Annotated in this window: 23 protein-coding genes and 1 pseudogene; 8 read left to right on the top strand and 16 right to left on the bottom strand. The window is 58.5% G+C overall.

The window, feature by feature from the left end; genetic code table 11:
• Positions 1-106 precede the first annotated feature (106 nt).
• Both IMQ56_RS12665 and IMQ56_RS12660 read left to right on the top strand, forming a co-directional pair.
• Complete coding sequence (locus IMQ56_RS12665; protein ID WP_017383861.1) at positions 107-859, top strand: AraC family transcriptional regulator; 753 nt, start codon at positions 107-109, stop codon at positions 857-859.
• 38 nt (positions 860-897) lie between these two features.
• Positions 898-1536, top strand: coding sequence for a LysE family translocator (locus IMQ56_RS12660; RefSeq protein WP_017694569.1), 639 nt, complete (start codon positions 898-900; stop codon positions 1534-1536).
• A 28-nt stretch (positions 1537-1564) separates the two neighbouring features.
• Here the strand turns inward: IMQ56_RS12660 and IMQ56_RS12655 are convergent, their stop codons facing one another.
• Positions 1565-1867, bottom strand: coding sequence for a BrnA antitoxin family protein (locus tag IMQ56_RS12655; protein ID WP_017694570.1), 303 nt, complete (start codon positions 1865-1867; stop codon positions 1565-1567).
• Positions 1854-2141, bottom strand: coding sequence for a BrnT family toxin (locus tag IMQ56_RS12650; protein ID WP_015572580.1), 288 nt, complete (start codon positions 2139-2141; stop codon positions 1854-1856). Before IMQ56_RS12650 ends, IMQ56_RS12655 begins: the two co-directional genes overlap by 14 nt.
• Positions 2142-2310: 169 nt before the next feature.
• Between IMQ56_RS12650 and IMQ56_RS12645 the strand changes: the two genes are divergently transcribed.
• Positions 2311-3582, top strand: coding sequence for a DUF445 domain-containing protein (locus IMQ56_RS12645; RefSeq protein WP_045348387.1), 1272 nt, complete (start codon positions 2311-2313; stop codon positions 3580-3582).
• Here the strand turns inward: IMQ56_RS12645 and IMQ56_RS12640 are convergent.
• The 7 genes from IMQ56_RS12640 to IMQ56_RS12610 form a co-directional block, all read right to left on the bottom strand.
• The gene (locus IMQ56_RS12640) at positions 3579-4655 is read right to left on the bottom strand and encodes a DUF2955 domain-containing protein (protein ID WP_015572578.1); all 1077 of its coding nucleotides are present in this window, start codon (positions 4653-4655) and stop codon (positions 3579-3581) included. The genes IMQ56_RS12645 and IMQ56_RS12640 overlap by 4 nt on opposite strands.
• Positions 4645-5712: an HlyD family secretion protein gene (locus tag IMQ56_RS12635; RefSeq protein ID WP_026094404.1), complete on the bottom strand. Its 1068-nt coding sequence runs from the start codon at positions 5710-5712 to the stop codon at positions 4645-4647. Before IMQ56_RS12635 ends, IMQ56_RS12640 begins: the two co-directional genes overlap by 11 nt.
• Positions 5709-6179 (bottom strand): MarR family transcriptional regulator, encoded by a 471-nt coding sequence (locus tag IMQ56_RS12630; protein ID WP_015572576.1) that lies wholly within the window; start codon positions 6177-6179, stop codon positions 5709-5711. The genes IMQ56_RS12635 and IMQ56_RS12630 overlap by 4 nt, the downstream gene beginning before the upstream one ends.
• 149 nt (positions 6180-6328) lie before the next feature.
• On the bottom strand, positions 6329-7024 hold the full coding sequence (locus tag IMQ56_RS12625) for a winged helix-turn-helix domain-containing protein (RefSeq protein ID WP_196064039.1): 696 nt from the start codon (positions 7022-7024) through the stop codon (positions 6329-6331).
• A complete protein-coding gene (locus IMQ56_RS12620; RefSeq protein ID WP_045333469.1) occupies positions 6999-7394 on the bottom strand; it encodes an amino acid-binding protein in 396 nt (131 codons plus the stop codon). The genes IMQ56_RS12625 and IMQ56_RS12620 overlap by 26 nt, the downstream gene beginning before the upstream one ends.
• Positions 7387-7710 (bottom strand): antibiotic biosynthesis monooxygenase, encoded by a 324-nt coding sequence (locus IMQ56_RS12615; protein WP_045333468.1) that lies wholly within the window; start codon positions 7708-7710, stop codon positions 7387-7389. The genes IMQ56_RS12620 and IMQ56_RS12615 overlap by 8 nt, the downstream gene beginning before the upstream one ends.
• 259 nt (positions 7711-7969) lie before the next feature.
• A complete protein-coding gene (locus IMQ56_RS12610) occupies positions 7970-8449 on the bottom strand; it encodes a carboxymuconolactone decarboxylase family protein (RefSeq protein WP_010427243.1) in 480 nt (159 codons plus the stop codon).
• A 102-nt stretch (positions 8450-8551) separates the two neighbouring features.
• On the opposite strand from IMQ56_RS12610, the gene IMQ56_RS12605 reads away from it, so the two are divergent.
• Entirely contained in the window at positions 8552-9940 is a 1389-nt protein-coding gene (locus IMQ56_RS12605; RefSeq protein WP_017694575.1) for a PLP-dependent aminotransferase family protein, read from the top strand.
• Between the two features lie 85 nt (positions 9941-10025).
• Here IMQ56_RS12605 and IMQ56_RS12600 read toward each other — a convergent pair whose 3' ends face one another.
• Positions 10026-10187, bottom strand: coding sequence for a DUF1127 domain-containing protein (locus IMQ56_RS12600; RefSeq protein ID WP_003863073.1), 162 nt, complete (start codon positions 10185-10187; stop codon positions 10026-10028).
• A gap of 176 nt (positions 10188-10363) precedes the next feature.
• Here IMQ56_RS12600 and IMQ56_RS12595 point away from each other — a divergent pair, with 176 nt between their 5' ends.
• On the top strand, positions 10364-11779 hold the full coding sequence (locus tag IMQ56_RS12595; protein ID WP_032668118.1) for a PLP-dependent aminotransferase family protein: 1416 nt from the start codon (positions 10364-10366) through the stop codon (positions 11777-11779).
• A gap of 76 nt (positions 11780-11855) precedes the next feature.
• Here the strand turns inward: IMQ56_RS12595 and foxA are convergent, their stop codons facing one another.
• From foxA to IMQ56_RS12580, 3 genes are all read right to left on the bottom strand, one after another.
• Positions 11856-13964: a ferrioxamine B receptor FoxA gene (foxA, locus tag IMQ56_RS12590; RefSeq protein ID WP_103557149.1), complete on the bottom strand. Its 2109-nt coding sequence runs from the start codon at positions 13962-13964 to the stop codon at positions 11856-11858.
• A gap of 121 nt (positions 13965-14085) precedes the next feature.
• The gene (locus IMQ56_RS12585) at positions 14086-15042 is read right to left on the bottom strand and encodes an AraC family transcriptional regulator (protein WP_017694577.1); all 957 of its coding nucleotides are present in this window, start codon (positions 15040-15042) and stop codon (positions 14086-14088) included.
• Between the two features lie 135 nt (positions 15043-15177).
• Positions 15178-15411 carry a DUF2171 domain-containing protein gene (locus IMQ56_RS12580; protein WP_003863067.1) on the bottom strand — a complete coding sequence of 78 codons (234 nt, stop codon included), beginning with the start codon at positions 15409-15411 and terminating at the stop codon, positions 15178-15180.
• Between the two features lie 219 nt (positions 15412-15630).
• Between IMQ56_RS12580 and IMQ56_RS12575 the strand changes: the two genes are divergently transcribed.
• Positions 15631-15816, top strand: coding sequence for a hypothetical protein (locus tag IMQ56_RS12575; protein WP_015572568.1), 186 nt, complete (start codon positions 15631-15633; stop codon positions 15814-15816).
• Positions 15817-15854: 38 nt separating this feature from the next.
• Here IMQ56_RS12575 and IMQ56_RS12570 read toward each other — a convergent pair whose 3' ends face one another.
• Both IMQ56_RS12570 and IMQ56_RS12565 read right to left on the bottom strand, forming a co-directional pair.
• Positions 15855-16976 carry a cupin domain-containing protein gene (locus tag IMQ56_RS12570; RefSeq protein ID WP_015572567.1) on the bottom strand — a complete coding sequence of 374 codons (1122 nt, stop codon included), beginning with the start codon at positions 16974-16976 and terminating at the stop codon, positions 15855-15857.
• A 134-nt stretch (positions 16977-17110) separates the two neighbouring features.
• Positions 17111-17716 (bottom strand): annotated as a pseudogene (locus IMQ56_RS12565) (ATP-dependent Clp protease proteolytic subunit); the annotation flags it as partial.
• 85 nt (positions 17717-17801) lie between these two features.
• Here IMQ56_RS12565 and IMQ56_RS12560 point away from each other — a divergent pair.
• Together IMQ56_RS12560 and IMQ56_RS12555 are read left to right on the top strand one after the other, a co-directional pair.
• Positions 17802-18188 (top strand): VOC family protein, encoded by a 387-nt coding sequence (locus IMQ56_RS12560; RefSeq protein ID WP_015572565.1) that lies wholly within the window; start codon positions 17802-17804, stop codon positions 18186-18188.
• A 179-nt stretch (positions 18189-18367) separates the two neighbouring features.
• Complete coding sequence (locus tag IMQ56_RS12555) at positions 18368-18985, top strand: response regulator (RefSeq protein WP_017383872.1); 618 nt, start codon at positions 18368-18370, stop codon at positions 18983-18985.
• Between the two features lie 3 nt (positions 18986-18988).
• Here the strand turns inward: IMQ56_RS12555 and IMQ56_RS12550 are convergent, their stop codons facing one another.
• The gene (locus tag IMQ56_RS12550) at positions 18989-24574 is read right to left on the bottom strand and encodes an ATP-binding sensor histidine kinase (RefSeq protein ID WP_196064038.1); all 5586 of its coding nucleotides are present in this window, start codon (positions 24572-24574) and stop codon (positions 18989-18991) included.
• Positions 24575-24582: the final 8 nt, after the last annotated feature.

Raw genomic sequence — 24582 nt, 5'->3', positions numbered from 1 at the left:
TGACTGGCTTTGAAGGTAAAGTTGGGTATATACGGAGGGTTCTTAACAAGACGCTGCCAGGCGATGCGCAGACATGGTATAAAAAATGCTCATCAATGGAGTTCCTATGACCGATACCCGCCACATCCGCCAGACCTTTAACCGCGCAGCAGGCCTTGAGCTGCGCAGTACGTGGCAAAGCACCCGGGCATATAAACGTCATTGCCATCCACAGCTCTCCATCGGCGCGATTGTGGAAGGCCAGACCTGCTGCGTAAGTCATGGCAATGCGTACGTTCTTGATCCCGGTGATCTTATCATGATCCCGGCTTATGCCCCGCACAGCTGCAACCCCGTTGTCGGGAAGCCGCGCAGTTACCATATGCTCTATATCGACACCGATCTTCCCCTGGCGCTACAGGTTATTCGCGATCCCACGCTCTTTAAGCACTTTCTTGCCGTTGTCGGGACGATGTCCTCCGCATCCGTGGAGACCCTGCTTTCTGCCCTTCCCCGTTGCGCGGGTGAGATGAATGCACCTCGCTCAACCAGCCAGCAGGTTCAGCAGGCGTTACTCTCCGACCTTGCCGCACCGCCTTCCCTTGACGAACTCGCCCAACGATTCTCACTGCGCAAGGAGACGCTGATCCGCACTTTCAGGCAGGATACCGGCCTGACGCCGGGCAGTTTCCTCAACATTTCGCGCGTGGAGTACGCCAAAGCGCGGCTGCGCGCGGGGGATGATATCGCCGACGTGGGCTACCAGAGCGGGTTTGCCGACCAGAGTCATTTTCATAAGACCTTCGTGAATTATACCGCTGCCACGCCGCGCCAGTACGCCACGGGCCGATCAATATCAGACAATAATCAGGATACGTAACGTCGTAAGGTGACCTCAGATTTGTCACTGAGGTCGCTATGGAACTGTTATTTCCCTCCGCCTTTCTTGCCCTGGCGCTGGCGCATTTTGTTGCCCTGTTAAGCCCGGGCCCGGATTTCTTCCTGCTGGTAGGCTACGCCGCCCGCTACCGGCTGCGCGGCAGCGCCGGATTGTGTCTCGGCATCGCAGCAGGTAACGGGTTGTATATATTACTGGTGATTATCGGCTGGAGCGCGCTGCGCCAGTTTGGGTGGCTGTTTACGCTTATCGAACTGTCCGGCGCGCTGTACCTGCTGTGGATTGGCTCGCATCTTGTGCGCAGCCGCCCGCAGCCGCTGGCGCTGGAAGAAACCCGCCAGCGCTGCCCTTCTCTGCGGAAGCAAATCCTGCTGGGGCTGGGTTCGGCGCTGTTAAATCCCAAAAACGCGTTGTTCTACCTGGCGCTAATGACAGCGTTACTCGGGCCGGACGTCACACTGCTTCAGCAGGCGACCTGCGGCGTCTGGATGGTGATGGTGGTGCTGGTATGGGATCTGGCGCTGATATCGCTGATGGGGTTACCGGCGGTTCAGCGAAAGCTCAGCCGTTCGCTCTGGCTGATAGAGCGCACGGCAGGGGTGGTGTTGATGGGGTTTGGTGGGTGGGTGCTGTGGCGGGTAGTGGCAAATATCCTCTGAGAGAAAAGGCAGCCTGACGCTGCCTGTGTTATTTTTTGTTCTGATCGCGCAGCATCGCCTCGCGCAAAATGGCATTAAGCCGCGTCTGGTAACCTTTCCCTGGCCGTTTAAGCCACTCCATCACGTCGGCGTCAATGCGTACTGATGCCTGAGTTTTGAGCGGTCGATAGAATTTTCCCCGCACGGCACCGGCCCAGCGATCATCCTCCGTGGCCGGTATATCGCTGTAATCAATTTCCCTGTCGGGTTTATCCGCCAGCGCTTTGAGTTCAGCCTCCCGGCGGGCACTCACTTCCGGTGCACTACCGCGTTTATGTTTAACGATGCTCATAACGCCTCCTCTCTTTACGATCCGCTTTACGCGCACTGATGATACGTATGATTTCATCCCCGCTTTCAAAACGTACCGTGTGCGCGACCAGAATGACAATAACGCCCTGTACAAGACCAATGGTTTGCCAGCGAAACTCCCCGTTTTCATAACGATCCTGAACAGACAAATGGCAGGGATCGTCAAAAACCAGAACTGCATCTTCAAAACGAATGGCGTGTTTTTGCAGATTGCTTTTCGCCTTATTGCTATCCCACTCATACTCTATAGGCATAGTGTACCCTTCCCTGATTGTATATACAAAAAAGCATATACAAACAGAGCAGTATTTGAACAAAAAAGATAATGTTTTGATTTGATTTCTGAAGGAGCATTCCAGAAAGTGAGATGACTGGCCTCGTGCAGCTTTGCACTTTTCCCCCGTATCCCTCTATCCTTAACCCATGGAAAAACATACCGAACTCAAACGCGCCAAGCTTCTCGCGCTGTCGCTGCTGCTGATTGCCGTCGCAGCGTTTATCACCACTCTGTTCCTGCCGCAAACCTTCTGGGTGCGCGGCGTAAAGGCCATTGCCGAAGCGGCGATGGTCGGCGCGCTGGCGGACTGGTTTGCCGTTGTCGCGCTGTTCCGCCGGGTGCCAATTCCCTTTATCTCGCGCCATACGGCGATTATCCCGCGCAATAAAGACCGCATCGGCGACAATCTCGGCCAGTTCGTGCAGGAAAAGTTTCTCGATACGCAATCCCTTGTCGATCTTATCCGTCGCTACGAGCCCGCACAGATGATTGGGACCTGGTTCAGCCAGCCCGATAACGCCCGGCGCGTGGGGCAGCATCTGGTGCAGGTGATGAGCGGTTTTCTGGAACTTACCGACGATGGACGCATTCAGCGCCTGCTCAAACGCGCCGTGCACAAGGCTATCGACAAAGTCGATCTAACCGAGACCAGCGCCGTCATGCTGGAAAGCATGACCAAAAACAACCGTCACCAGGTGCTGCTGGACGCCATCATCAACCGCCTGATTACCCTGATTCAGCGGGAAAGCACGCGGGAATTTATTGCCGACCAGATCGTCCACTGGCTTAAGACCGAGCATCCGCGCAAGGCGATGGTGCTGCCCACCGAGTGGCTGGGCGATCAAAGCGCGGAGATGGTGTCGAACGCGGTGAACACGCTGCTGGACGATATCAGCCACGACCGCACGCACCAGATCCGTCAGGCGTTTGACCGCGCCACGATCAAGTTCATCGACAATCTGAAAAACGATCCAGAGATGACGGCGAAAGCCGAGAATATCAAACACTACCTGAAGAATGACGAAGCCTTTAACCGCTATCTGGGGGAAATGTGGGCTGACCTGCGCCAGTGGCTGAAAAATGACATGCAGAGCGATGATTCCCGCGTGAAGCAGCGTATCGCCAACGCCGGGCTGTGGTTTGGCGAAACGCTGACCAACGACGCCAGCCTGCGGGCGTCGCTGAATGAGCATCTGGAGCAGGCCGCGCACCGCGTGGCGCCGGATTTCGCCGCGTTCCTGACGCGCCATATCAGCGACACGGTGAAAAGCTGGGATGCCAAAGACATGTCACGCCAGATAGAACTCAATATCGGTAAAGATCTTCAGTTCATTCGCGTTAACGGTACCCTGGTGGGCGGAACAATTGGCCTGATCCTGTTTCTGCTCTCGCAACTGCCCGCCATGCTGGGGCATTAATCTGCTTTTGGCGGCGCGATAACGTAGCGCGTCGCCTCGAAGCGGTTCAGGATCAGGTGCACCAGAAAGACCATCGTCAGCGTGACCACCAGCGCGAAGGTGACGGAGGTGATGCGGTACAGATCGCTGAACACCAGGTCGCTGTCCGGATGCATGTTCTGCCCGAACATAATGCCGATGGTGGTGATACTGGCGAAGCCTACCCCGGCGCCGACCTTCTCCATTACGTGCAGACGCGCGCCAAACGCCAGTCCAAGGCCAATCAGCGGCATCATCAGCAGCATATGGCTGCTGTGATCGTAGAGGATAAGCTGGACGACAAGGATATAGAGACACCCCAGCACCACGCCGACTACGCGCCAGATGGAGCTGATAACCGAGCCGCGATAGTGCATCGGGAACAGGATCAGAATGCCCGCCATCAGCGCCGAAAGCGAATCGCTTAAGTCGCTCATCTGGAACACCACGAAAATCAGCGTCGCCACGGTGCCCGAGAGCAGAGACTCGTGGCGCACGCGGGCGTCATCTTTCTCGATCAGCGGCGGCGGCTTACGCGGCTCCACGTCCGGCAGCAGGTAGTTCATCAGCGCGCTCAGGCACACCGCCATTACGCTCGCTTCGATGTTAGAGAATAAAAGCGTGTGCCAGTTGGTGGTGGGGTAGCTCATAAAGTTGAGCATCACGCTCTGGCAAACCACGCCCATCGAGCCGAACAGGAACAGCGGCCCCTTACTCATAAAGCGAAAACGCATCACGTACAGGGCAAACACCACCAGCGTCATAATGACCGGCCACTGGGACAGATAGCCGATGATAAACACCATTTCGATGCAGTTCAGCGAGGCGCTGAAGATAAACTGCTTCGCCACGTGGCGGTTAAACACCGGCACCAGCGAGAGCAGCATGATCGGATAGACCACAAAAAACACGCCGTAGCTGGTGTTGTAGAAACTCGAAATACTGAGCGCAATCATCCCGGCAAAGACGATACGCAGGGTCTGGCGAAAGTCGTTTGCCGTATAGACGATGTTGCCGTGCGGGGTAAATACCCGCGCCAGGGTGCTAATAGACATAGTGAAGCAGGCTAACCAGATGGATTTGCATCCCGGAGAAGAATCGCGCAAACGGCCCTTCGCTATTGTAGAGCTGCACGGTGGCGCGCGCGCCGGTCGGCAGCGACTTCGGTAAGGCTTCGTCCAGCGCCACGTGAATGCGCATACGCTGGGCATCACGCACCCAGCGGTTGGAGGTTTCCGGTTCAGAAAGTTGACCGTTTACGGCCTCCTGTCCGGCGAGGATCCCCGCGTCGCTGCTGGTGACGTGGGCACGGAAAACTTGCCCCGGGAAGGCGTCGAACACCACGGCGGCGTCGGTCCCCTGGTGGGTATGCCGCAGGCTCTTCTCGCGGAAATCCGCCACGATATCGATCCGGGTGTTCACCAGCGCCAGCGCAGCCGAACCGGACGAGGCGTAAAAACCGGGGCTTAATTGCAGGTTACTGACCGTGCCGTCCGCCTCGGCGTAGACCTTCGTCCAGCCAAGATTCAGCTCCGCTTCATCCAGCGCGTTACGGTATTTTTGCAGCGTCACGTTGCGGTGCTCATCCCGCTCGCCGCGCTGAATGCGCAGGTTATGAATATTCGCCTGAATCGAGCTGACGGACTGCTCGCTGCTCTGCCAGGTGGTACGGACCTTATCCAGATCCGCCTGCGACACGTTCTGCAAGGTACTCAGTTTCTGGTAGCGGTCGAAGGTCACTTTGTCATTACGCGCCGTCAGCACCGCGGTTTTCAGGCTGGCCTGCGCCGCGGCAATCTGCGCGTCCAGCTGATCGTTAGACAGACGCGCCTGTTCCAGCGCAATCTGCGCCGCTTCGACCTTATTGCGAAACGGCGTGGCGTCGAGCTCAAACAGCAGATCGCCTCTCTTAACCTGGCTATTGTTGTGGACATGTACCGCCGCCACATACCCGGAGACGCGGGCAGACACCGGGGTCACCACGCGCATCACGGTGGAGTCCGGCGTCAGCGGGATCCAGATATCCGCGACGATAAAGTAGACAAACATCAGCAGGAAAGAGGCAATACTCACCCTTACCCAGCGGGCAAACTTTTGTTCAGGAGTCATTATTTTTCGGTCTTATTATCTTCTTCGCGGATTGTCCGCAAATTGCAGGCGATTTGATTGAGTGTGGCGCTGAAAATATCGAGATGTTCCGGCGCGATGTTTTGCGATACGCGCGCCTGATACGTCTCAATCACCTGAGAGAGCCTTTCAAGAATGGCTTTTCCCTCAGGCGTCAGCGTCAGCAGCCGGATACGCTTGTCATACGGCGAGACGGTGCGCAGCAGGTAGCCCTGCTTTTCCAGCTGTGTCAGCGTACGCATTAGCGGAGGCAGTTCAATCCCCTGCACTTCCGCCAGCTCGCTGACCGAGACGTTATCCCCGAGTTGATGAAGCTGCATCATCACCGTCCAGCTCGACTGGGTTAACCCGGTGTCGAGAATGGCGTCGTCGATGACTGCGCGCCACTGACGCACGATCATCGCCATCCGCATGCCCATCGGCCTGCGGCTAAACAGATCTTCTTCACTCATGGGGAATCCTCTCGTAGTACGCCATTACGATAATAGTTATCAGGGTAAGTATCAAGAAACGAGAAGTTAAAGCGCAGGAATTGCGAAACGATGTTCTCCCTCTCCCTGTGGGAGAGGGTCGGGGTGAGGGCATCAGCCCGCAACGGCGTTTAGCGGCTAAAATGCTTCCTGACGGCACTTTTCCCCGAAGCCGTCACCACCACCTCCCTGTACCCCGCCACCCGCTGGATCCAACCTTTGCTTTCCATGTGGATGAGCAGCGCCGCGCCGGCCTCTCCCCCCAGATGAAACCGCCGCTCGCTCCAGTCCAGGCAGGCGCAGCACGCCTTGCGACGCGTATTGGGATTTAACGGAATACCAAGCTTCAGAAACTGCTCGCGGCCATGTAGCGTGAGCGCTAAACCGTCTGCCTCAAGCCAGCCTTCCGCCTGCATGAATTCATAGATATGCACCGCCACCGTTCCGGCAAGATGGTCGTAGCAGGTTCGTGCTTCGCGCAGGGCTTTTGGCGCGGAGGTTTCCGGCGGCGTGATGCGGCTCCAGGAGAGCCCCATCATCTGCTCGACAAGCGCCGCCACGTCGTGTCCCGCCAGGCGATAGTAGCGATGCCGCCCCTGAGACAGGCAGGTAATCAACTTTCCCTCCACCAGCCGCGCGAGATGCCCACTGGCGGTCGACGGCGCAACGTCTGCCGCCATGCTCAGCTCTGTAGCCGTCCACGCCCGCCCGTCCATCAGAGCACAGAGCATCTTCACGCGCGACGGATCGGCCATTGCAGCCGCTACAGCGGCAATGGCCTGTTCCAGCATCGCGCTGTTATCAGAGGGTAAGCTCGTCTTTAACATTCGTCGCCCAGGATTCGGTGATCTCTGCGGCCAGCTTATCATCATCCGTCAGCAGAATAAGGTGATTCGCATGGTCGCTGTACTGAGTCAGGATAGACACGCCGCGTGCCGCCAGCGCCGCCGCAATTTCACCCAGCTCGCCAGGACGCTCCTGCTTAAGCTTTCTGATCACCGGCTTTCGCAGCGCCTGCACGGTAAACCCGGCGTCGAGCAGCACACGGTGGGCTTTTTCCCCGTCCTCCACCAGGAAATGGGCATCCGTACCGAAAACGCCGCCCCCCTCCAGCCCCACGCCGTTGCGGCCTAACAGTTGTCCAAAGCTCGCCAGCTCGCCGGGCCTGTCGCTAAAAATCACATGAACGTCATACATCCGCGTGCCCTCCGGTTTCGGAACTGTATTCCCGCACCAGTTGCGCCACGCGAATACGGTAGAAAGAAAAAATCGACGCCCGTCCTTCGGCCTGCGCCGCCTGATGAAAGACGTTCTGCTTCCAGCGGCGGACGGCCTCTTCATCCCGCCACCAGGAAAGGGACAGGATTTTGCCGTCGGTCGTCAGGCTCTGGAACCGTTCGATATCAATAAAGCCGTCGATGTCGGCCAGTAAAGGCTTAAGCTCTGCGGCCAGTTGCAGATAGCGCGCCTGATAAGCGGGTTCGGCTTTGGCTTCGAAAAGGACTGCGATCATGGTTTTCTCTCCGTTGTGATGTTGGGGAGAGAATGCAGAATGAAGAGATACAATGCTTCGGTATGGAGCGAAGTGTTTGCCGGATGGCGCTGCGCTTATCCGGCCTACGGTGTTTTGTAGGCCCGGTAAGCGCAGCGCCACCGGGCTGGTTTTAGCCCACAATCGACCTTGGCTCCATAAACGCCCGAATCCCCCACTCGCCATCGTCACGTCCCGCCAGGCTTACGGGCGCTGGTGGCGATAATCCGCGAGCGCGGGATTACTCCAGGTTAGCCTTGTTCAGCCCATATGCCGCATCCAGCGAGCCCGGCTCCATGCGGGAGGTAATGCCCAGGCGGTTCCAGGCGTTGATCGCTACGATGGCGAAGTTCAGCTCTGAAATTTCCACGTCCGAGAAATGCTCCGCCACGCTGCGGTACAGCGCGTCGCTCACGCCGTGAACGCCAATCTGGGTCAGCGCTTCGGTGAAGGCCAGCGCGGCTTTCTCGCGGGCGCTGAACAGCGGCGACTCCCGCCACGCAGCCAGATGGTACAGGCGCAGCTCGCGCTCGCCGGCAATTTTGGCCTCTTTCGAATGCATATCCAGGCAGAAGGTACAGCCGTTCAGCTGCGAGACGCGAATGTCGATCAGGTGCTTCAGCGCCGGATCAATGGAGGTTTTCGCCACTTCCATGCTCAGGGCGGAAAGCGCGTTGGCGAGTGCAGGTGTGGCTTTGTGGTGGTTTACGCGGGTGCTCATTGTCTTTCCTCTTTTTTGTGCGGTTTTTATCATGCGATGAGGCAAATCTACGTCGTTAATGACATAGTAAAAAGACACAAAAAACCTGAAATGAGGTAGGACATGAAGCCGGGCTATCACGACATTTATACCCGCTATCGCGATAACATCACGCGCGGCGTACTGAAGCCCGGCGACAAAGTGCCTGCCATCCGCGTGCTGGCTGAAGAGCTTAAGGTCGCGCGAAAAACCGTTGAAACAGCCTATGCCATTCTGACGGGGGAAGGATATCTGGTAAGCCAGGGCGCGCGCGGCACGCGGGTGAATCCGGATCTTCTGCTGCCCGCGCAAAACGCTCCGGCAGAACAAGCGACCGGCACGCTGCCGGCGTCGTTGATTAGCCAGCGCGAACGGGCCGGTTTTCTGCGCCCCGGCATTCCCGCGCTCGACAGCTTCCCCTATAAAAAATGGCTGCTGCTGGCAGGCCAGGCGACGCGCGCCATGCGTCAGGATGAAATGCTCAACCCGCCGGTGCTGGGCTGGTATCCGCTGCGCGAGGCAATTGCCCGCTATCTCAATATCTCGCGCGGGTTGTCCTGCACCGCAGAACAGGTGCTGATCACCAGCGGCTACAGCGGCAGCCTGCGCCTGATCCTCGACACGCTCGCCAGCCGCAGCGATAAGGTGGTATTTGAGGATCCGGGCTACTTTATGGGCCAGCAGTTGCTCAAGCGCATTGTGCCCCGCCTGCACACCGTGCCGGTCGATCGCGCAGGGATGGATACGGACTACCTGCTGCGTAATCACCACGATGCCCGCTTCGCCATCGTTACCCCGTCGCACCAGAGCCCGCTGGCGGTGACGCTCTCCCTGCCGCGCAAGCAGCAGCTGCTCGACTGGGCGTCACAAAACGAGGCGTGGATTATCGAAGATGACTATGACGGCGAATTTCACTACACCCGCAAAGTGCTGCCGTCGTTGAAAAGCCTCGACCAGCATGACAGGGTGATCTTTATGGGCACCTTCAGCAAAACCATCATGCCTTCACTGCGCATGGGCTACGTGGTGATGCCCGCCAGCACCGTCGGCGCGTTTACCGACAGCGCGGACATCCTCACCAGCGGCCAGCCGGTCCTGACGCAAAAGATCCTCACAGCCTTTCTCAACGAGGGGCATTTTTTCCGTCATCTGAAAAAGATGCGCGCGCTCTATCAAACCCGCCGCGACTGGATGATTGCCGCCCTGCGTGAGGTCTATGGTGATCTGTTCTTCACCGAGCAAAACGACGGTGGAATGCATATTGTCGCGTTCCTCGCAAAGGGAAGCGCTGACCGGGAGATCGCCCGCTGCTGGCAGGAACAGCAATTGCAGGTTAATGCGCTTTCGGCGTGGTATCGCGGGTCGGGCAAACGCTACGGGCTGGTGATGGGCTATAACAACGTGCGGTCATATCAGGAGGCGGTTGAGCTGCTGGAAAGGCCGAAACGGCAGACGCTTGCGCTGTTGAGCTGAAAACCGCCGGGTGGCGGCTGCGCCTTACCCGGCCTACGGTCTCCTGTAGGCCCGGTAAGCGTAGCGCCACCGGGCAACCCTATGCTCACACATCATATCTCGATAACCCGACGTCCTTGAGCTGCTCGTCGCTCATCTGGCTCAGAATACGGCGGGTACGGTTGATGCGATACCAGTTACGCAGCGTTTTCGCTACCCAGACAAACGCGATAAACGGACGTTTTGAACGATTCTCGTAGAATTCCATGATGCTCTCCTCGCTGTGCCAGTGGAGTTATCATCATGGAAAACGGCCAGTACAATACAGATTCAAAAACTGCTTTTGTTTACCATACAGATCCGCTAAAACGGTATCTGCATGGTGGTTTACCCATCAATCTGTACTGGTTTAATGCTCTGTATGGTGAAAAAAAAGGATACAGCATGACGCGCTATCAACATCTGGCCAACCTCCTGGCGGAACGTATCGAACAAGGGCTGTATCGCAGCGGTGAACGTCTGCCGTCGGTACGCACGCTGAGCCAGGAGCACGGCGTGAGCATCAGCACCATACAGCAGGCCTACCAGATCCTCGAAAACCGCCAGCTGATTACGCCTCAGCCGCGCTCCGGCTATTTTGTCTCGAAACGCAAAGCCCAGCCGCCCGTCCCGGCGATGACGCGCCCGGTACAGCGCCCCGTGGACGTCACCCAGTGGGACGAAGTGATGATGCTGCTGGACGCCCGCGCCGACAAAGAGATGATCTCCTTTGGCGGCGGCTCACCGGACATTAACCAACCGAGCCTGAAGCCGCTGTGGCGTGAGATGAGCCGCATTGCGCAGCATAATCCGGGCGAAATGCTGAGCTATGACGTGCTCGACGGGCGCCTGGAGCTACGCGAGCAAATCGCCCGTCTGATGCTGGATGGCGGCTCCACCGTGGCGGCAAACGAGATTGTCATCACCAACGGCTGCCACGGCGCGCTGTCGATCGCTCTGCTCTCGGTGTGCAAGCCGGGTGACATCGTGGCAGTCGAGTCACCATCGTTTCACGGCACCATGCAGATGCTGCGCGGCTTTAACATCAAGGCCATTGAAATTCCCACCGATCCCGAGACCGGGATCAGCATCGAGGCGTTAGAGCTGGCGCTGGAGCAATGGCCGATCAAGGCGGTGATCCTGGTGCCGAACTGCAATAACCCGCTCGGGTTTATCATGCCGGAGTCTCGCAAGAAGCAGGTCTTAGCCCTGGCACAGCGGCACGATATCGTGATTGTTGAGGATGACATTTACGGCGAGCTGGCGGCGGAGTACCCGCGTCCGCGCACCATTCATTCTATGGACATAGATGGCCGCGTGCTCTTATGCAGCTCGTTTACCAAAACCGTGGCGCCGGGCCTGCGCGTCGGCTGGATCGTGCCGGGGCGCTATTACGACCGGGTGATGCACATGAAGTACGCCGCGGGCGGGTTTAACGTGCCGGGCACGCAGATGGCGGTGGCGGCGTTTATTCGCGACGGCCATTACCATCGCCACGTGCGCCGTATGCGTCAGATTTATCAGCAGAATATGGAAACCTATACCTGCTGGGTGCGGCAGTATTTTCCGGCAGAGATATGCGTCACCCGCCCGCAAGGAAGCTTCCTGCTGTGGGTTGAGCTGCCGGAGACGGTCGATATGGTGTGCGTCAGCAAGCAGCTGTGCCGTCTGAAGATCCAGGCTGCGGCCGGGTCGCTGTTTTCTGCCTCCGGGAAGTACCGCAACTGCCTGCGGATCAACGTGGCGTTGCCGCCGACGGAGAAGAACCGCGAAGCGCTGAGGAAGATGGGCGAGGCAATTGTGATTGCGATGGAGGAGTAGTGCGGCCTGTTGCCCTCACCCCAACCCTCTCCCAAAGGGAGAGGGTGGAAACCGCCACCGGGCAATGGTCAACGACTCAGAACTTCCACGAAACGCTGCCCACAATGCTGCGTTCTGCACCGAAGTAGCAGTAAGAGAGCGAGTTACACGCCGCGACGTAGCTTCTGTCCGTCAGGTTATTGACGTTCAACTGCGCGCTCACGCCCGTGAGCCCCACTTTCGACAGGTCATACCCCACGGTCATATCCACCAGCGTGTACGACGGAAGCGTATGGGTGTTCTGGCGATCGCTGGCGATCCCGTTGACATAGCGCACGCCGGAGCCGACGGTCAGGCCGTCCAGAGGGCCGGTTTTGACGTCGTAACTCAGCCAGGCGCTGGCCATGTTACGCGGGGCATAAACGGCGCGCTTGCCCTCCTCTTCCGGGCTGCTCTTCTTGTAGCGAATATCCGTGTAGGTGTACGCGGCCTGCATACGCAGGCTGTCGGTCAGCTGACCAATCGCCTCCAGTTCAACGCCTTCGGATTCGATTTCACCGATGGAACGGTACGGATCGGTCGGCTCCTCTTTAGTGGCAATGTTCTTCTGGTTAATGCGGAACACCGAGGCGCTGAACTGGCTGTTCATCCCCTCCGGCTCATACTTCACACCCGCTTCCCACTGCTTGCCCTTCATCGGATCCAAAATGTTGCCCTGCTCGTCGGCAAAGCTGGTCGGCGTAAAGGCGGTAGAGTAGCTGACGTACGGCGCGACGCCGTTATCAAACAGATACAGCAGCGCCGCGCGGCTGCTGAAGTTATTTTTATCCAGATCGCTGCGGGTGTGGTTGAAGTTGTCGACGTTCGACACGCTCACCTGGTCGTAACGCCCGCCCAGCGTGAGGCGCCAGCGGTCAATGGACATCTGATCCTGTAGGTAGTAGCCGGTCTGGCGCAGCTTGTGTTTTTCCCTGCTGTACTGGGTGATGTAGTCCGGCTTCGCGCCGTAAACAGGATGGAAAGCGTCAATCGGCGGGAAGCCGCCGTAGTAGCCAGTGACGTTGTTGGTGCGGTCCTGGTAGTCCATGCCGATCAGCACGCGGTGGTTTACCGCCCCGGTATCGAAGCTGCCGTCGACCTGGTTATCCAGGGTGATGGCGTTCATCTTCTCGTCGGAGCCGGAATAGCCGCGGTTCAGCTCGGTGTCATTCAGCCAGCCTGCGGCATACACCTGGTTCAGCTCGACTTTGGTGTGCAGGTAGCGCAGCTTCTGGCGCACGGACCAGCCGCTGTCAAACAGGTGCTCGATGTTATAGCCGACCATGTTTTCCCGACGATCGTACTTGTCGTAATCGTCCTCGCCCTCGAAGAAGGTGTTGGAGATTTTCTTACCGCTGTGCGGTACAACGGTGCCCTCATATGGCAGGCCGGAGTGGCTGCCGCCTTCCGGATCGCGGTGCAGGTAGGCCATCAGATCCAGACGGGTGTTGTCGGTGATACGCCAGGTCAGGCTCGGCATCAGGGCGTAACGCTCTTCCTTCAGCGGATCGAACTGGGAATCGGCATAGCGGGTCATCCCGCTGAGGCGCACCGCCACGCGGTCGTTATCATCAACCGGGCCAGTGACGTCGAACATCGCCCCACGCTGGTTATTGTTACCGGCGAAGAGCTTGATCTCCCCGCCAGGATCGAACGATGGCTTACGGGAGGTGAGCGCCACAATCCCGCCCGGCGATGAGCGACCATAGAGCACGGAGGCCGGACCGCGCACGACTTCGATACTGTCCAGGAACCACGGGTCAACCACCAGCGAGCTGTGGGAGTTGGTGTCGCCCATCATCTTCAGGCCGTCGAGGTAGACGTTATCCAGGCTGCCGTCCGAGAAGCCGCGCAGCACCATGTAGTCAAAGCGGTTTGACGCCCCGATCTGGTTGCTGTAGACCCCCGGCGTGTAGCTCACGGCCTGACGCACGCTGGTTGCGCCCTGCTCTTCGAACTGCTCGCGAGTGACGATAGAGACCGACTGCGGGGTTTCAATATCCGGTGTTTCAAGCTTGGTGGCCGCAGACTGCATCTGCGAGGTCACCACCACGGTGTCAGTTTTTTGGGCATCCTGCGCCAGTAAAGGAAAAGCAACGCTACCGGTAACCCATCCCACCAGCAGTGCCAGACGCGATTTAACAAACATAACCCTCTCCAGAGATATTTCTTATTGTTAATAAGAATTATTACCTTTTTGAGAGTGCAAACGGCTATGCGTGCCGCCAGGTTACGTATGCGCGATGCTAAACCACACGAAATGCATTCGCGCGACAGGAGAAATTACGTTAGCGGAGTTTGCGCACGTCCCCCGGTGAAATCCCGTAATGACGACGAAACGCGGTGGCAAAGTTGGTGGCATGCTGATACCCGCACATCCAAGCCGCCTGCTGCACGCTGTGGCCTTCCAGCAGATAGCGGCGCGCCAGCGCAAGGCGACAGTCGCGAAGGTAATCGAAGAGCGTGCAGCCGTAGCGCTGACGGAACTTGCTGCGCAGGCTGCTTGGGCTCATTGCGGCAAGGGCTGCCAGCTGCGCGAGAGTATGATCCCGTTCAGGAGACTGTTCCAGCAGGCTCCGCACGCGTTCAAGACGCGCATGCTCAGGCCGGCGCGGGCAAGGCTGCTGGCGCTGGTTGAGGCCATGGCCGAGCAGCTGATACATCAGCCCCTCCAGCAACAGCTTGCGTGAGAGCACGCTTCCCCCCTGCCGCTGCGCATGCAGAATACCTGACATCACAAACTCGGGAACCTGCCAGACAAACGCGGGTGCATTCAGGCTTTGCCATTCCAGAAGCAATGACTCAAGCAGGGCTTCACGTCCGGCATCGTGCGGGTAGACGCCAAACGAGAGCGTTTTCAGCGTGCTGTCGGCATCGTGACGCGCGCTCATCACCTGATCTTCACTCAGACGTGAGCTGAACGCCATGCCCGGGCGGACGGGATAATTGATACCATTGAGCGTGAGCGTGACGCACCCTTCCAGCACCACCAGCATATAGAGCGGGCTGCTGTGGCGAGAGGTGGTTTCATAGGGCTGTAATACACGTACGTCGGAGTGGGTCAGCGAAATGCCGGACGAGAGCATCATCTCTTCAACATTCCCCTGCAACACGGGGCTACCGCTGACCTGCGCCTCTTTTAACTGGGGGAAACGGTAGTCGATGCCGTAGCGCTCGCCGAATACCTGAAAATCTTCAACAAAAAATATGCGTTTCGCTGATCTATTTTCACTCTGGAGCATCATTCGGGGCCTGCATTAGGGAAAGGACAGGCAAAACAGTACCATCCATTTGTAATGGCAGCAATCACCGGGCGCAGACACTATTACGCTCCGGACGAAGCCGGAGCGAAGGCATATATTTCCTTGCGAGAAATATATTTATGCTTCCTGCCACTCAGCAAAAACCTCTTTATGGTTTTTGGTCAGGACAACTTTATTATCTTCGACCTTATCAACCCAGCCGAGAGGAATAAAGTGGTGCTTGCCGCCCGATTCCGGATCGCTCTTCGCAAGCTTGATACGCTCACCATCAAGATGGTCCACAACCCCGACGTGCGTTCCGCAGCTGGCGACAACCTGAGTGTGATCCTTAATTGCGCTTTTATCTACCATAATTATTCTCCTGTTTCGGTTATTTGCCTGTTGCACGAAATTAACTGTAGCGCATAAATTCAGGCTTAAACGTCTTATTAGCATTTTGAAACATCATTGACAGAACCGAATATTAAGTCTACTTAACGCCGAAATGAAAAAATAAGAATGAGATGAATTATTACCGACTGATTATTTCCCGTTCATAATTAAATTATCGCAACCAACGAGGAGGTATTTATGACGATTCGCAATAATCGGGCAGAAATTTCACTGGCTCTTGGTGAAGCGGTTTTAGACATCGTGCAAAAAGGCCATGAAGTATCGCGAGAAAATCTTGCCCGGGCGATGAAAATCAAAGCGGAGAAAGAGCGCGACGATGAGCGGCTTCTTAACTACTGGAAGGCCTGTAATATGCTGGTCTGAACCTGGCGGCGTTTAGCCTGACTAAACGCCGCCTGCTGTTACTCGTCGAAGAACCAGTAGCCCTGGTTAATCAAACCGGTCAGCTCTTCCACAAACGCCGGATTATTCAGCGCATCGCCCAGCTCAGCCTGGCCGAGCTCGGTGAAGCGGCACAGCGCGTCCGCCCCGTTCACATCCGCCGTTTCCAGCTGTTCGCTGTTGATAAAGACGCTGCCGTTGATGTTCAGCACGCGCAGCCCGCTCAGGCGGGAGAGCGTTTCGCCCCCTTGCAGCGCGTCGAGCACCTCTTCTGCGGAATACGGCGGCTCGGCGGCGGCAATATCCAGCTCGTGACGCGGCGTGGAGACGAAGCTGCCAAACCATTTCGTAAAATCATCTGGCTTGCTAATCATGTCGATCATCATCTGGCGAATGCGATCGAGCTCGTACTGCTCCACGCGGCCAGGGTGTTCGCGGCAGGTCAGATCCGGATCGCTGTAATGTTCGCCGCCCAGATCGTTCTCCAGCGCGTAGTCGGCAAAGCTGCTGATCAGATCGCGACCGTTCGGCCCGCGGAAACCGACAGAGTAGTTGAGCGCGGTTTCATGGGTGAAGCCGTCATGCGGGAATCCAGGCGGAATGTAAAGGATATCGCCCGGCGCCAGATCTTCGTCGATGATCGGCTCAAACGGATCGACATGCAGCAGGGCCGGATGCGGACAGAACTGACGCATCGGCAGCTTGTCCCCCACGCGCCAGCGGCGGCTGCCCATCCCCTGGATAATAAACACATCGTACTGATCGATATGCGGCCCAACGCCGCCACCCGGGACGGAGAAGGAGATCATCAGGTCATCAAGACGCCAGTCCGGCAGGACGCGGAACGGACGCACCAGCTCTGCCGCGGGCATATGCCAGTGGTTCACCGCCTGCGCCAGCAGGGACCAGCCGGTTTCACCGAGGTTATCGAAATGCTCAAACGGGCCATTGCTCGCCTGCCACTTGCCGTTAGCGTGGCTTACCAGGCGGCTATCGACTTCCGGCTCCATCGCCAGACCCGCCAGCTCATCAGGGGTAATGGGGTCGACAAAATTCGGGAAGGCATTTTTCAGCACAACGGGTTGTTTTTGCCAGTATTTTTCAAGAAATTCCGGCCAGTTCAGGTTCAGTTGATACGCCATGGGTAGCACCAGTGAGAGGGGAGACAGGCGCGATTATAGAAGAGACAGCGAGGGGGGAACTTGTCATGGGTCAATCGAGCGCGCGTAGGTCGGGTAAGGCGAAGCCGTCACCCGACGCACACGCGGGCTTAAACTTAATCCAGGTTCAGCTCGTCATAATGGGTAATCAGTTTACCCACGATGCCGTAGTCCAGCGCTTCCGCCGGTGACATCCAGAAGTTACGGTCGGTGTCTTTCTTCACTTTCTCCAGCGGCTGGCCGGTGGCGTCAGCAATCAGCTTGTTCACGCGCTCCAGCATGCGGATGATCTCGCGCGCTTCGATTTCGATATCCGTTGCCTGACCGCGCACGCCGCCCAGCGGCTGGTGGATCATAAAGCGGGTATTCGGCAGAGCGTAGCGGTGCTCTTTTTTCGCCGCCAGGAAGATGGTGATCCCGGCGCTCGCCACCCAGCCGGTGCCGATCACATGCACTTCCGGACGGATAAACTTAATGAAGTCGTGGATGGTGTCGCCCGCTTCTACGTGGCCGCCCTGACTGTTGATGTACAGCTTGATCGGATCGTTGCTGACGCTTTGCAGCAGGATCATCTGAGTGATGACCTTCTGGGCCAGCTCCTGGTTAATCTCTCCGGAGATGACAATCGAACGGGATTCCAGCAGTTTTTGCTGTAGAGCGCCCGCGCCGTTTGTTCCTTCCGCTTTTTCCTTGTCGCTTTCTTTCAGTGTGTAGTGCATTGTTGTTTCCTCAGCTTGTCGCGCTCAAAACCAGAGTGTAGCCTGTTTTACCGGTGAAAGTCCTCACAGACAAATAACGAGGGATCTTATGAATATTGCACATGTCGCACTCTGGACCCGCAGCCTGGACGCGCAGGTTCAGTTCTGGGAAACGGTGTTTGGCGGCCGCAGTAATGACCGCTACGTCAGCAAAAATCGTCCGGGGTTTAAATCTCACTTTATTACCCTGGATGACGGGCCGACCATCGAGCTGATGACGCTGCCGGGCCTGCCCAGTGCACCTTCGCACCCGGAATTTATCGGCTGGGCGCATATCGCCATCAACGTCGGCAGCAAAGCGCAGGTGGACAGTATGGCAGCGCAGGCGCAGGCAAGCGGCTCCCTGCTCAGCGCCCCGCGTATGACCGGGGACGGTTTCTATGAAGCGGTGATTGCGGACCCGGACGGCAACCGTATTGAGCTTGTCGGTGCATAAAAACAGCGTTTCGTTCCTTCATCGCCTCCGCTCAAGCTCGCTATACTTCATATGGTTATCATATTGCTAAATGATAATGATATTTAATGTGTTAAGATGAAAGTCAGCATAAACAGTCTCTTACGTAGCCATAGTGACTGTTTACATCCTCGACATTTAAATCAACACCGGGGCGGTGAATGGAACACATTGTTTATGTGGTTGATGACGATGACACAGTCAGGCAGTCCGTTGTCAGGCTGCTGGAGTCTGCGGATATACATGCCCTTGGCTTTTCCTCAGCAGAGGCCTTTCTCAGCCATCCCTTTGAGGATCTGCCCTCCTGCGTGATTCTCGATATGCAAATGCCCACGATAACCGGGTTTGATGTCGCAGATGCGCTGAAAGACAGCGGGCGGGAAATACCGATCATCTTTCTCACCGGCCACGGCACCATCCCTATGTCCGTCCGGGCGATCAAAGGCGGGGCCTACGAATTTCTCACTAAGCCCGTTGAATCCAGCGCGCTCATCGGCTCCATCGAATCCGCGCTCAGGCTGGCACAGCACAACGCCGCCCGCGTCAAAGAGCACTACGCCCTGAAACAGCGCCATCTGTCCCTCACGCCGCGCGAGCATGAGGTGCTTGAGCTGGCCGTCAGCGGCAAGCTCAACAAGCAGATCGCCGCCGAGCTGGGCGTCAGTGAGATTACGGTGAAAGTGCACCGCCGCCGGGTGATGGAGAAAATGCAGGTCCGCTCCGTGGCTGAACTGGTCAGGGCCGTCGAGCGCCTGACCAAACATCAGCCAGCGGAATAACCGTTACATCTCCTGTCCGGCAAGCGGCAACGCGAAGGTAAACACCGTGCCGTACGGCTCTCTGCGGCGCGCGCTCAGTTTCCCCCGGTGCCGTTCAATAATGCTGGCGCTGATGGTCAGCCCCATGCCCATTCCCTGCGCTTTGGTCGAATAGAACGAGTCAAAGATCCGCTCGGTGAGCTCCGGCTCAATGCCGCTGCCGGTATCGGCGATCTCAAAGATCACCTTCCCTTCAGCGCAGTTCGCGGTGGCGATCGTGATGCTGCACGGGCGATCCGTCACTTCCGCCATCGCTTCCATCGCATTCATCACCAGGTTAAGCAACACCTGCTGGATCTGCACGCTGTCGCCGATGATAAAGCTGTCGTCAGCGTTCAGAAGATAATCAACGCTTATGTGTCGCAGCTCAAGTTCGCTGCGGGAAAGCATAATGATGTGGTGGATCAGGAAGTGCAGATCGATTCGCGTAAACGTGGGGTCCTGTTTGCGCGTCAGAGACTGAATGCTGCGGATGATCTCCCCTGCCCGCTCGCCCTCGGCGGCGATCTCCTCCAGCCCCTCGCGCACTTTGTCCAGCCGCGCCGGATCGCGGTTGAGCCAGCGCAGGCTCGCGCCGGCGTTCGAGACAATCGACATCAGCGGCTGGTTGATCTCGTGCGCGATCGAGGAGGTCAGTTGCCCGACGGTAGTGGCTCGTGAGACCCGCGCCAGATCCGCCTGCGCCACCCGCATCGCATCCTCCGCCGCCCGCTGGCTGGTGATGTCGGTAATGATGCCGTAATACTCATTCACCTCGCTGCCCACCCCCACCGGATCGCCAATCCCGAGGATGTAACGAACGGAGCCGTCGGTGCGGATGATGCGAAACTCCGCGCGCATCGACAGCCCGTCACGCACGCTCTGATTAACGAGGGTGCTGATCCGGCCATAATCATCCTCATGCACGAAGGTCAAAAACTCCGCCATTGAGATCATCTTTTGCTGCTCCGGCAGGCCAAGGATACGGGCGTATTCTTCGGACATAAACATCAGATCCTGCACCAGTTCCCAGCGCCAGCTGCCGGTATGGCTGATCTGCTCGCCCAGCATCAGTGAGGTCTGGCTGGCGCGCAGCTCTTTCTCCACCCGTCGGCGCTGGATGTTTTCCGCCAGCAGCTCGGCGTAGAGCCGCGCCGTCTCCAGCGAAACCGCCGCCTGCGCACCCAGCAGGCTGACCACGCGCGAATGTTCGGCGGTAAACACCTCCGGCATCAGGCGGTTTTCCAGATACAGAATCCCCACCAGCCGCGCCTGTTTGAACATCGGCACGCACATCACGGCGGCGCCGGACGTCACCAGATACGGATCCTGGCTGAACGGGTGGAACTCCTCCGGTTTGCCGGTGCGGATCTCCTGCCCGGTGCGGATCACCGCGGCCAGCACCGACAGCGGCATGTCCGTCGCCATCGGTGACGCTTTCAGGATGCGCACCCGCACGCCGTCGGTACTGGTCCAGGCGCTGGCTTCAATCTCCGGGATGTGATTATCGCTGACGCGCAGCAGCAGGCCACGCTGCGCCCCGGCCCGTTCAAGCAGCAGCGTCATCAGGTTTTCGATTAAACGTTCAAGGTTGATCTCTTCGGATAAGGCGCGTGAGGCTTTGATGACGCTCTGTAAATCGCGGATCACCTCGTTCTGGGCAAACGCCGCCGTGTCATACGCGCGGCTATGCCCGGAGGCCAGCAGATGGGGGAAATCCTGCTCCAGCTGGCGCACCTTGGCCTGCGCCCCGACGCGCCCCCAGGCGGCAATCGCGCCGCGGAAATGGGCGTCGGAGGCGGTCGGGTAGCCGCAGGCCAGCGAGAAACGCCCGGCCAGCTCGTGCGCCAGGGCATTGATCGGGTTAAACCCGCCCTCCCGCGAGAGTCGCACCGCTTTTTCATACTGCTCCAGCGCGATGCTGTTCATGCCGTCCAGACGGACGATTTCGGCATAAATCAGCGCCTCTTTATCGGCAAACGTGCCCGGATTGATCCGCGCCCAGAGGGCAATTTTGTCGTAATGGTAATGAATACTGCGGCGATAATCCGCCGAAAAGGTTTCCGGCGTGAGCTGGCGGGAGAGCGCCAGCGCGCTGTAAAAATGGTAATCCAGCAGATGAATATGACCCGGCGCGGACCACGCATACCAGCCCGCCATTTCTAAATCCGCCTGTGCGTCGGCGTATTCGCCGCAGGAAAAGTGCGCCATCCCGCGATAGAGCCAGTACCAGAAGAGCATGGTCGAGGTCTGCTCGGGCGCCTGCTCCGGCGGCGCGGGCAGCAGATCGTCAGGCAGCGCCTGGGCGGCGCTCCATGGGCCCGTCACCGGCGTGCGTAAAAACTCCACGTAGCGGCGCTGAATGTGCAGAACGGTTTCAATGTCCTGGTAATCCGTTTTGCGCACAAAGGCCAGACCGCGATCGATGCTGGTCAGCACGCCATCCAGATGGTCGCCCCGGGAGAGGAAGTTAATGATCTGATGACAGGCCGCGAAGCAGGCCATCGTCATGTCGCCGTGGGTCACCGCTGAGGTAAAGCAGGCCTTGGCGCACTCGATAGTGTACGACAGCGGCTGGGTCCAGACGCTGAGCTGGTCGAGCGGCAGCAGAGTTTTGGCTTCATAGGCATCATAGCCGTGGCGGTTCACCAGCTCACGAGCCAGCGTGCCGTACTCAAACCCGAGACGGTATTCGGCGTAGCGGTGGCCAATCAGCACGCCAAACCAGGCCATCGCCGTGGTGGAAGCACCGGTTATGCCGTGATCGAGCGTGAGGTGCATCATTCGGCACAGGAGTAAAAAGTGCAGGCGCGGGCAGGTAAAGCTGGCGAAAATACTGGCGCTGTAAAGCAGGTTCATCACCGCTTCGGTCTCTGCGTTCTCCATCAGCTTAAGCTGAGAAAACGGGTTCTGCGGCGCGTCGGCGGTGCGTTGACAGAACTGCTGCCAGGCCTCGTCACATTCGGCATTTTCCGGGTAGCGGCTGATCTGGATCCCGAACACGCCCAGCCAGCATAACGACGCCTCCAGCGCCAGGCGGATCTCCGACTGGCGCATATAAACTTCCGCCAGCAGGTTGGCGGCCAGCGCTTTCTCCGTCAGCCCGCCCGGTGAACCGAGGATCGCATCGCACAGCGCACGCGTGCGCTCCAGGTGTCCGAGCGCAAACTCACAGCCCGCCTCTTCGATATCCAGCATAAAGTCCGAGACCGGGCCCGCATTCCCCAGCGCTCTGGCGGTCTGGATATAGCTTAAGGCGGAAAGGTAATCGCCGGTACGCTTCGCACGCCGCGCGGCCTGAAGGCTCAGCTCCCGGAATCGCTGCCGCTGGGGTGCAGGCTGGATGCAGTCCAGCGCGGCGCTGACGTGGTGAACCGCGCGGAACAGCAGTTCGTTGCCCGCCGTCTGCCGCGCGGCATCCGCCAGCAGGCTGGCGGTGGTCAGGTGCAGATGGCTTTTCTCGCCCTCATCCAGCAGGGCAAAGGCGGCTTCCTGCACCCGATCGTGGGTAAAAGCGTACTCTTTCTCCGTCAGCACAATCAGCTGAGCGGTCACCGCCGGATGAAGCGCGTAGCGGATTTCCGCCGCCGACCGCCCCACCACGCGGCACAGCATCTCCAGCTCGCCCGTGCAGCCGAGGCAGGCGATGCTGCCCAGCAGGCGGCGCGTCTCGTCGGGCATCTCCTTGAGCTGTTCAAGCACCAGCGTCACCACGTTCTCGGTGTAGTGCCGGGCGCGGATGGCCTGGAGATCGTAATGCCATTTCCCCTGATATTTGTTGTGCACCACCAGTCCGTCATCGACGATGCGGCGGAAAAACTCCTGCACGAACAGCGGGTTGCCGCCGGTTTTTTCATGGATCAGCGTGGCAAGATCGGCGGTACCGGTACTGCGGGCATGAAAAATCCCCCCGAGCCAGCGCGCCACGGCCTTCACCGACAGCGGCTGCGGTACAATCGTCGTGACGTGTTGCGCCGCCTCCGGCAGGCTCGCCAGCGCGGTCTGCAAGGAGGGCTCAGAAAGCGAACTGAGATCGCGGTGCGCCACCACCACCAGCAGCGGGATGGCGCCGCAGGCGCGCAGCAGGTGATCGAGCGTTTGCAGGCTGGCGGCGTCGATCCACTGCACATTATCCAGCAGCAGCACCAGCGGCGCGCCCTGGGTGGCGAAGGTTTTCACCAGCGCCAGCACCATATGGCTGAAGCGCGCCCGCGCGTCGATGGAAAAGGTATCCGCAGAGAAACGCGGTTTGTTCTCAAGGAGTAAATTCAGCTCCGGCACCAGGCTAACGGCCAGCTCCTCGAAGCCTTCCAGCGCGCGCGACAGACGGATTTTCCACGTCGCTACCTCCCCGGCTGGCAGCCCGAGCAGGTGCAGCGTGAGCGTCCGAAACGCCGAACTCAGCACGCCGTAGGGCAGCGTGGGAGAATATTGATCGACCTTGCCCACCGCCAGCAGCACCTTGCGCTGTTGCAGCGATTTCAGCGTGGTGGCGATCACGGAAGATTTGCCGATCCCCGAAGGCCCCCCAATCGTCACCAGTTCCGGCGCACCGCTCTGGCTGACCCGCTCAAACGCGGCGATGACGTCGCTGGCCTGCGGATGCGCAGAGAAAAGCGAATCGGCAAGATGGATCGCCGGAGAGCGATCCTGCTGGCCGGGAATAAAGTCGACGATCTCACCTTCGGCGGTCAGCGTCGCCTGGCAGCGCCTGAGGTCGGCAATCAGCCCGTCGACGGTCTGATAGCGATTCTCCGGATTCTTCTCCAGCAGCTTAAGGATAATGGTCGACAGCATGCCGGGTACGTCCGGGCGCACCCGCCCCGGCGAAAGCGGCTCAGAGGCAATGTGGTAATGCGCCCAGTTGGTCTGGTCATCAGCGCTCAGTTCAAACGGCAATCGCCCGGTCAGAAGTTCATAAAGCACGATACCCAGACTGTAGAGATCGCTCCGGCTGTCGACGGCGCGCCGGGTACGCGTGGTGTGTTCCGGTGACATGTAGGCGGGCGTGCCGCCAGACGCGGCAAGCCGTGACTGGGAGAACGCGTCGGAGGTGCCGCAGGAAAGACCGAAGCTGCACAAACGGCAGGTGGCGTCGTGATGAACGAAGATCGCCCCGGGTTTGATATCGCCGTGGATCAGGTTGTGCAGATGCATCTGGCGCAGGGGACCGCAGATGCGGATCGCCATTTCGATAAAGCGGGCGATCCCGGAGATCGCTTTACCTGCCCGGCACGCCAGCAGTTCAAAGCAGAACGGCGCGTAGACCAGCGCAAAACGTCCTCGGTACTGGGTTGAAGCGACGGGCCGGATAGCCCAGCCGTCATGAAGCCGATCGCGCAGGGCAAACTCGTTTTTCAGCAGCCGCGTGGCCCGCTCCTCTTCTTCATCGCTGACCGCGGTGGCAATAATAAACGAACCGCCGGACTGGGGGTGCCGTCCGTTCATCCAGGCGATGCCGCCCTCCTGCGCCAGCACGGTAAAAATGACATCCTCTTTCAGAACAAAAGCCCGCCCTTCATGGAGACTTCCCCGGGCGGGCCAAAATGCAGGCGACGTATGTTCGTTCATCCGCGATC

Source organism: Enterobacter sp. Res13-Sevr-PEC09-46 (assembly GCF_015672585.1).
GTDB classification, from domain to species: domain Bacteria; phylum Pseudomonadota; class Gammaproteobacteria; order Enterobacterales; family Enterobacteriaceae; genus Enterobacter; species Enterobacter hormaechei_C.
This window is presented reverse-complemented; position numbering and strand designations above follow the sequence as displayed.

Excerpts from the sequence above, each read along its gene's own strand:
- IMQ56_RS12665 (WP_017383861.1), top strand. The coding sequence starts at position 107 with ATGACCGATACCCGCCACATCCGCCAGACCTTTAACCGCGCAGCAGGC.
- IMQ56_RS12660 (WP_017694569.1), top strand. The coding sequence starts at position 898 with ATGGAACTGTTATTTCCCTCCGCCTTTCTTGCCCTGGCGCTGGCGCAT.
- IMQ56_RS12655 (WP_017694570.1), bottom strand. The coding sequence starts at position 1,867 with ATGAGCATCGTTAAACATAAACGCGGTAGTGCACCGGAAGTGAGTGCC.
- IMQ56_RS12650 (WP_015572580.1), bottom strand. The coding sequence starts at position 2,141 with ATGCCTATAGAGTATGAGTGGGATAGCAATAAGGCGAAAAGCAATCTG.
- IMQ56_RS12645 (WP_045348387.1), top strand. The coding sequence starts at position 2,311 with ATGGAAAAACATACCGAACTCAAACGCGCCAAGCTTCTCGCGCTGTCG.
- IMQ56_RS12640 (WP_015572578.1), bottom strand. The coding sequence starts at position 4,655 with ATGTCTATTAGCACCCTGGCGCGGGTATTTACCCCGCACGGCAACATC.
- IMQ56_RS12630 (WP_015572576.1), bottom strand. The coding sequence starts at position 6,179 with ATGAGTGAAGAAGATCTGTTTAGCCGCAGGCCGATGGGCATGCGGATG.
- IMQ56_RS12625 (WP_196064039.1), bottom strand. The coding sequence starts at position 7,024 with ATGTTAAAGACGAGCTTACCCTCTGATAACAGCGCGATGCTGGAACAG.
- IMQ56_RS12620 (WP_045333469.1), bottom strand. The coding sequence starts at position 7,394 with ATGTATGACGTTCATGTGATTTTTAGCGACAGGCCCGGCGAGCTGGCG.
- IMQ56_RS12615 (WP_045333468.1), bottom strand. The coding sequence starts at position 7,710 with ATGATCGCAGTCCTTTTCGAAGCCAAAGCCGAACCCGCTTATCAGGCG.
- IMQ56_RS12610 (WP_010427243.1), bottom strand. The coding sequence starts at position 8,449 with ATGAGCACCCGCGTAAACCACCACAAAGCCACACCTGCACTCGCCAAC.
- IMQ56_RS12605 (WP_017694575.1), top strand. The coding sequence starts at position 8,552 with ATGAAGCCGGGCTATCACGACATTTATACCCGCTATCGCGATAACATC.
- IMQ56_RS12600 (WP_003863073.1), bottom strand. The coding sequence starts at position 10,187 with ATGGAATTCTACGAGAATCGTTCAAAACGTCCGTTTATCGCGTTTGTC.
- IMQ56_RS12595 (WP_032668118.1), top strand. The coding sequence starts at position 10,364 with ATGACGCGCTATCAACATCTGGCCAACCTCCTGGCGGAACGTATCGAA.
- IMQ56_RS12585 (WP_017694577.1), bottom strand. The coding sequence starts at position 15,042 with ATGATGCTCCAGAGTGAAAATAGATCAGCGAAACGCATATTTTTTGTT.
- IMQ56_RS12580 (WP_003863067.1), bottom strand. The coding sequence starts at position 15,411 with ATGGTAGATAAAAGCGCAATTAAGGATCACACTCAGGTTGTCGCCAGC.
- IMQ56_RS12575 (WP_015572568.1), top strand. The coding sequence starts at position 15,631 with ATGACGATTCGCAATAATCGGGCAGAAATTTCACTGGCTCTTGGTGAA.
- IMQ56_RS12570 (WP_015572567.1), bottom strand. The coding sequence starts at position 16,976 with ATGGCGTATCAACTGAACCTGAACTGGCCGGAATTTCTTGAAAAATAC.
- IMQ56_RS12560 (WP_015572565.1), top strand. The coding sequence starts at position 17,802 with ATGAATATTGCACATGTCGCACTCTGGACCCGCAGCCTGGACGCGCAG.
- IMQ56_RS12555 (WP_017383872.1), top strand. The coding sequence starts at position 18,368 with ATGGAACACATTGTTTATGTGGTTGATGACGATGACACAGTCAGGCAG.
- IMQ56_RS12550 (WP_196064038.1), bottom strand. The coding sequence starts at position 24,574 with ATGAACGAACATACGTCGCCTGCATTTTGGCCCGCCCGGGGAAGTCTC.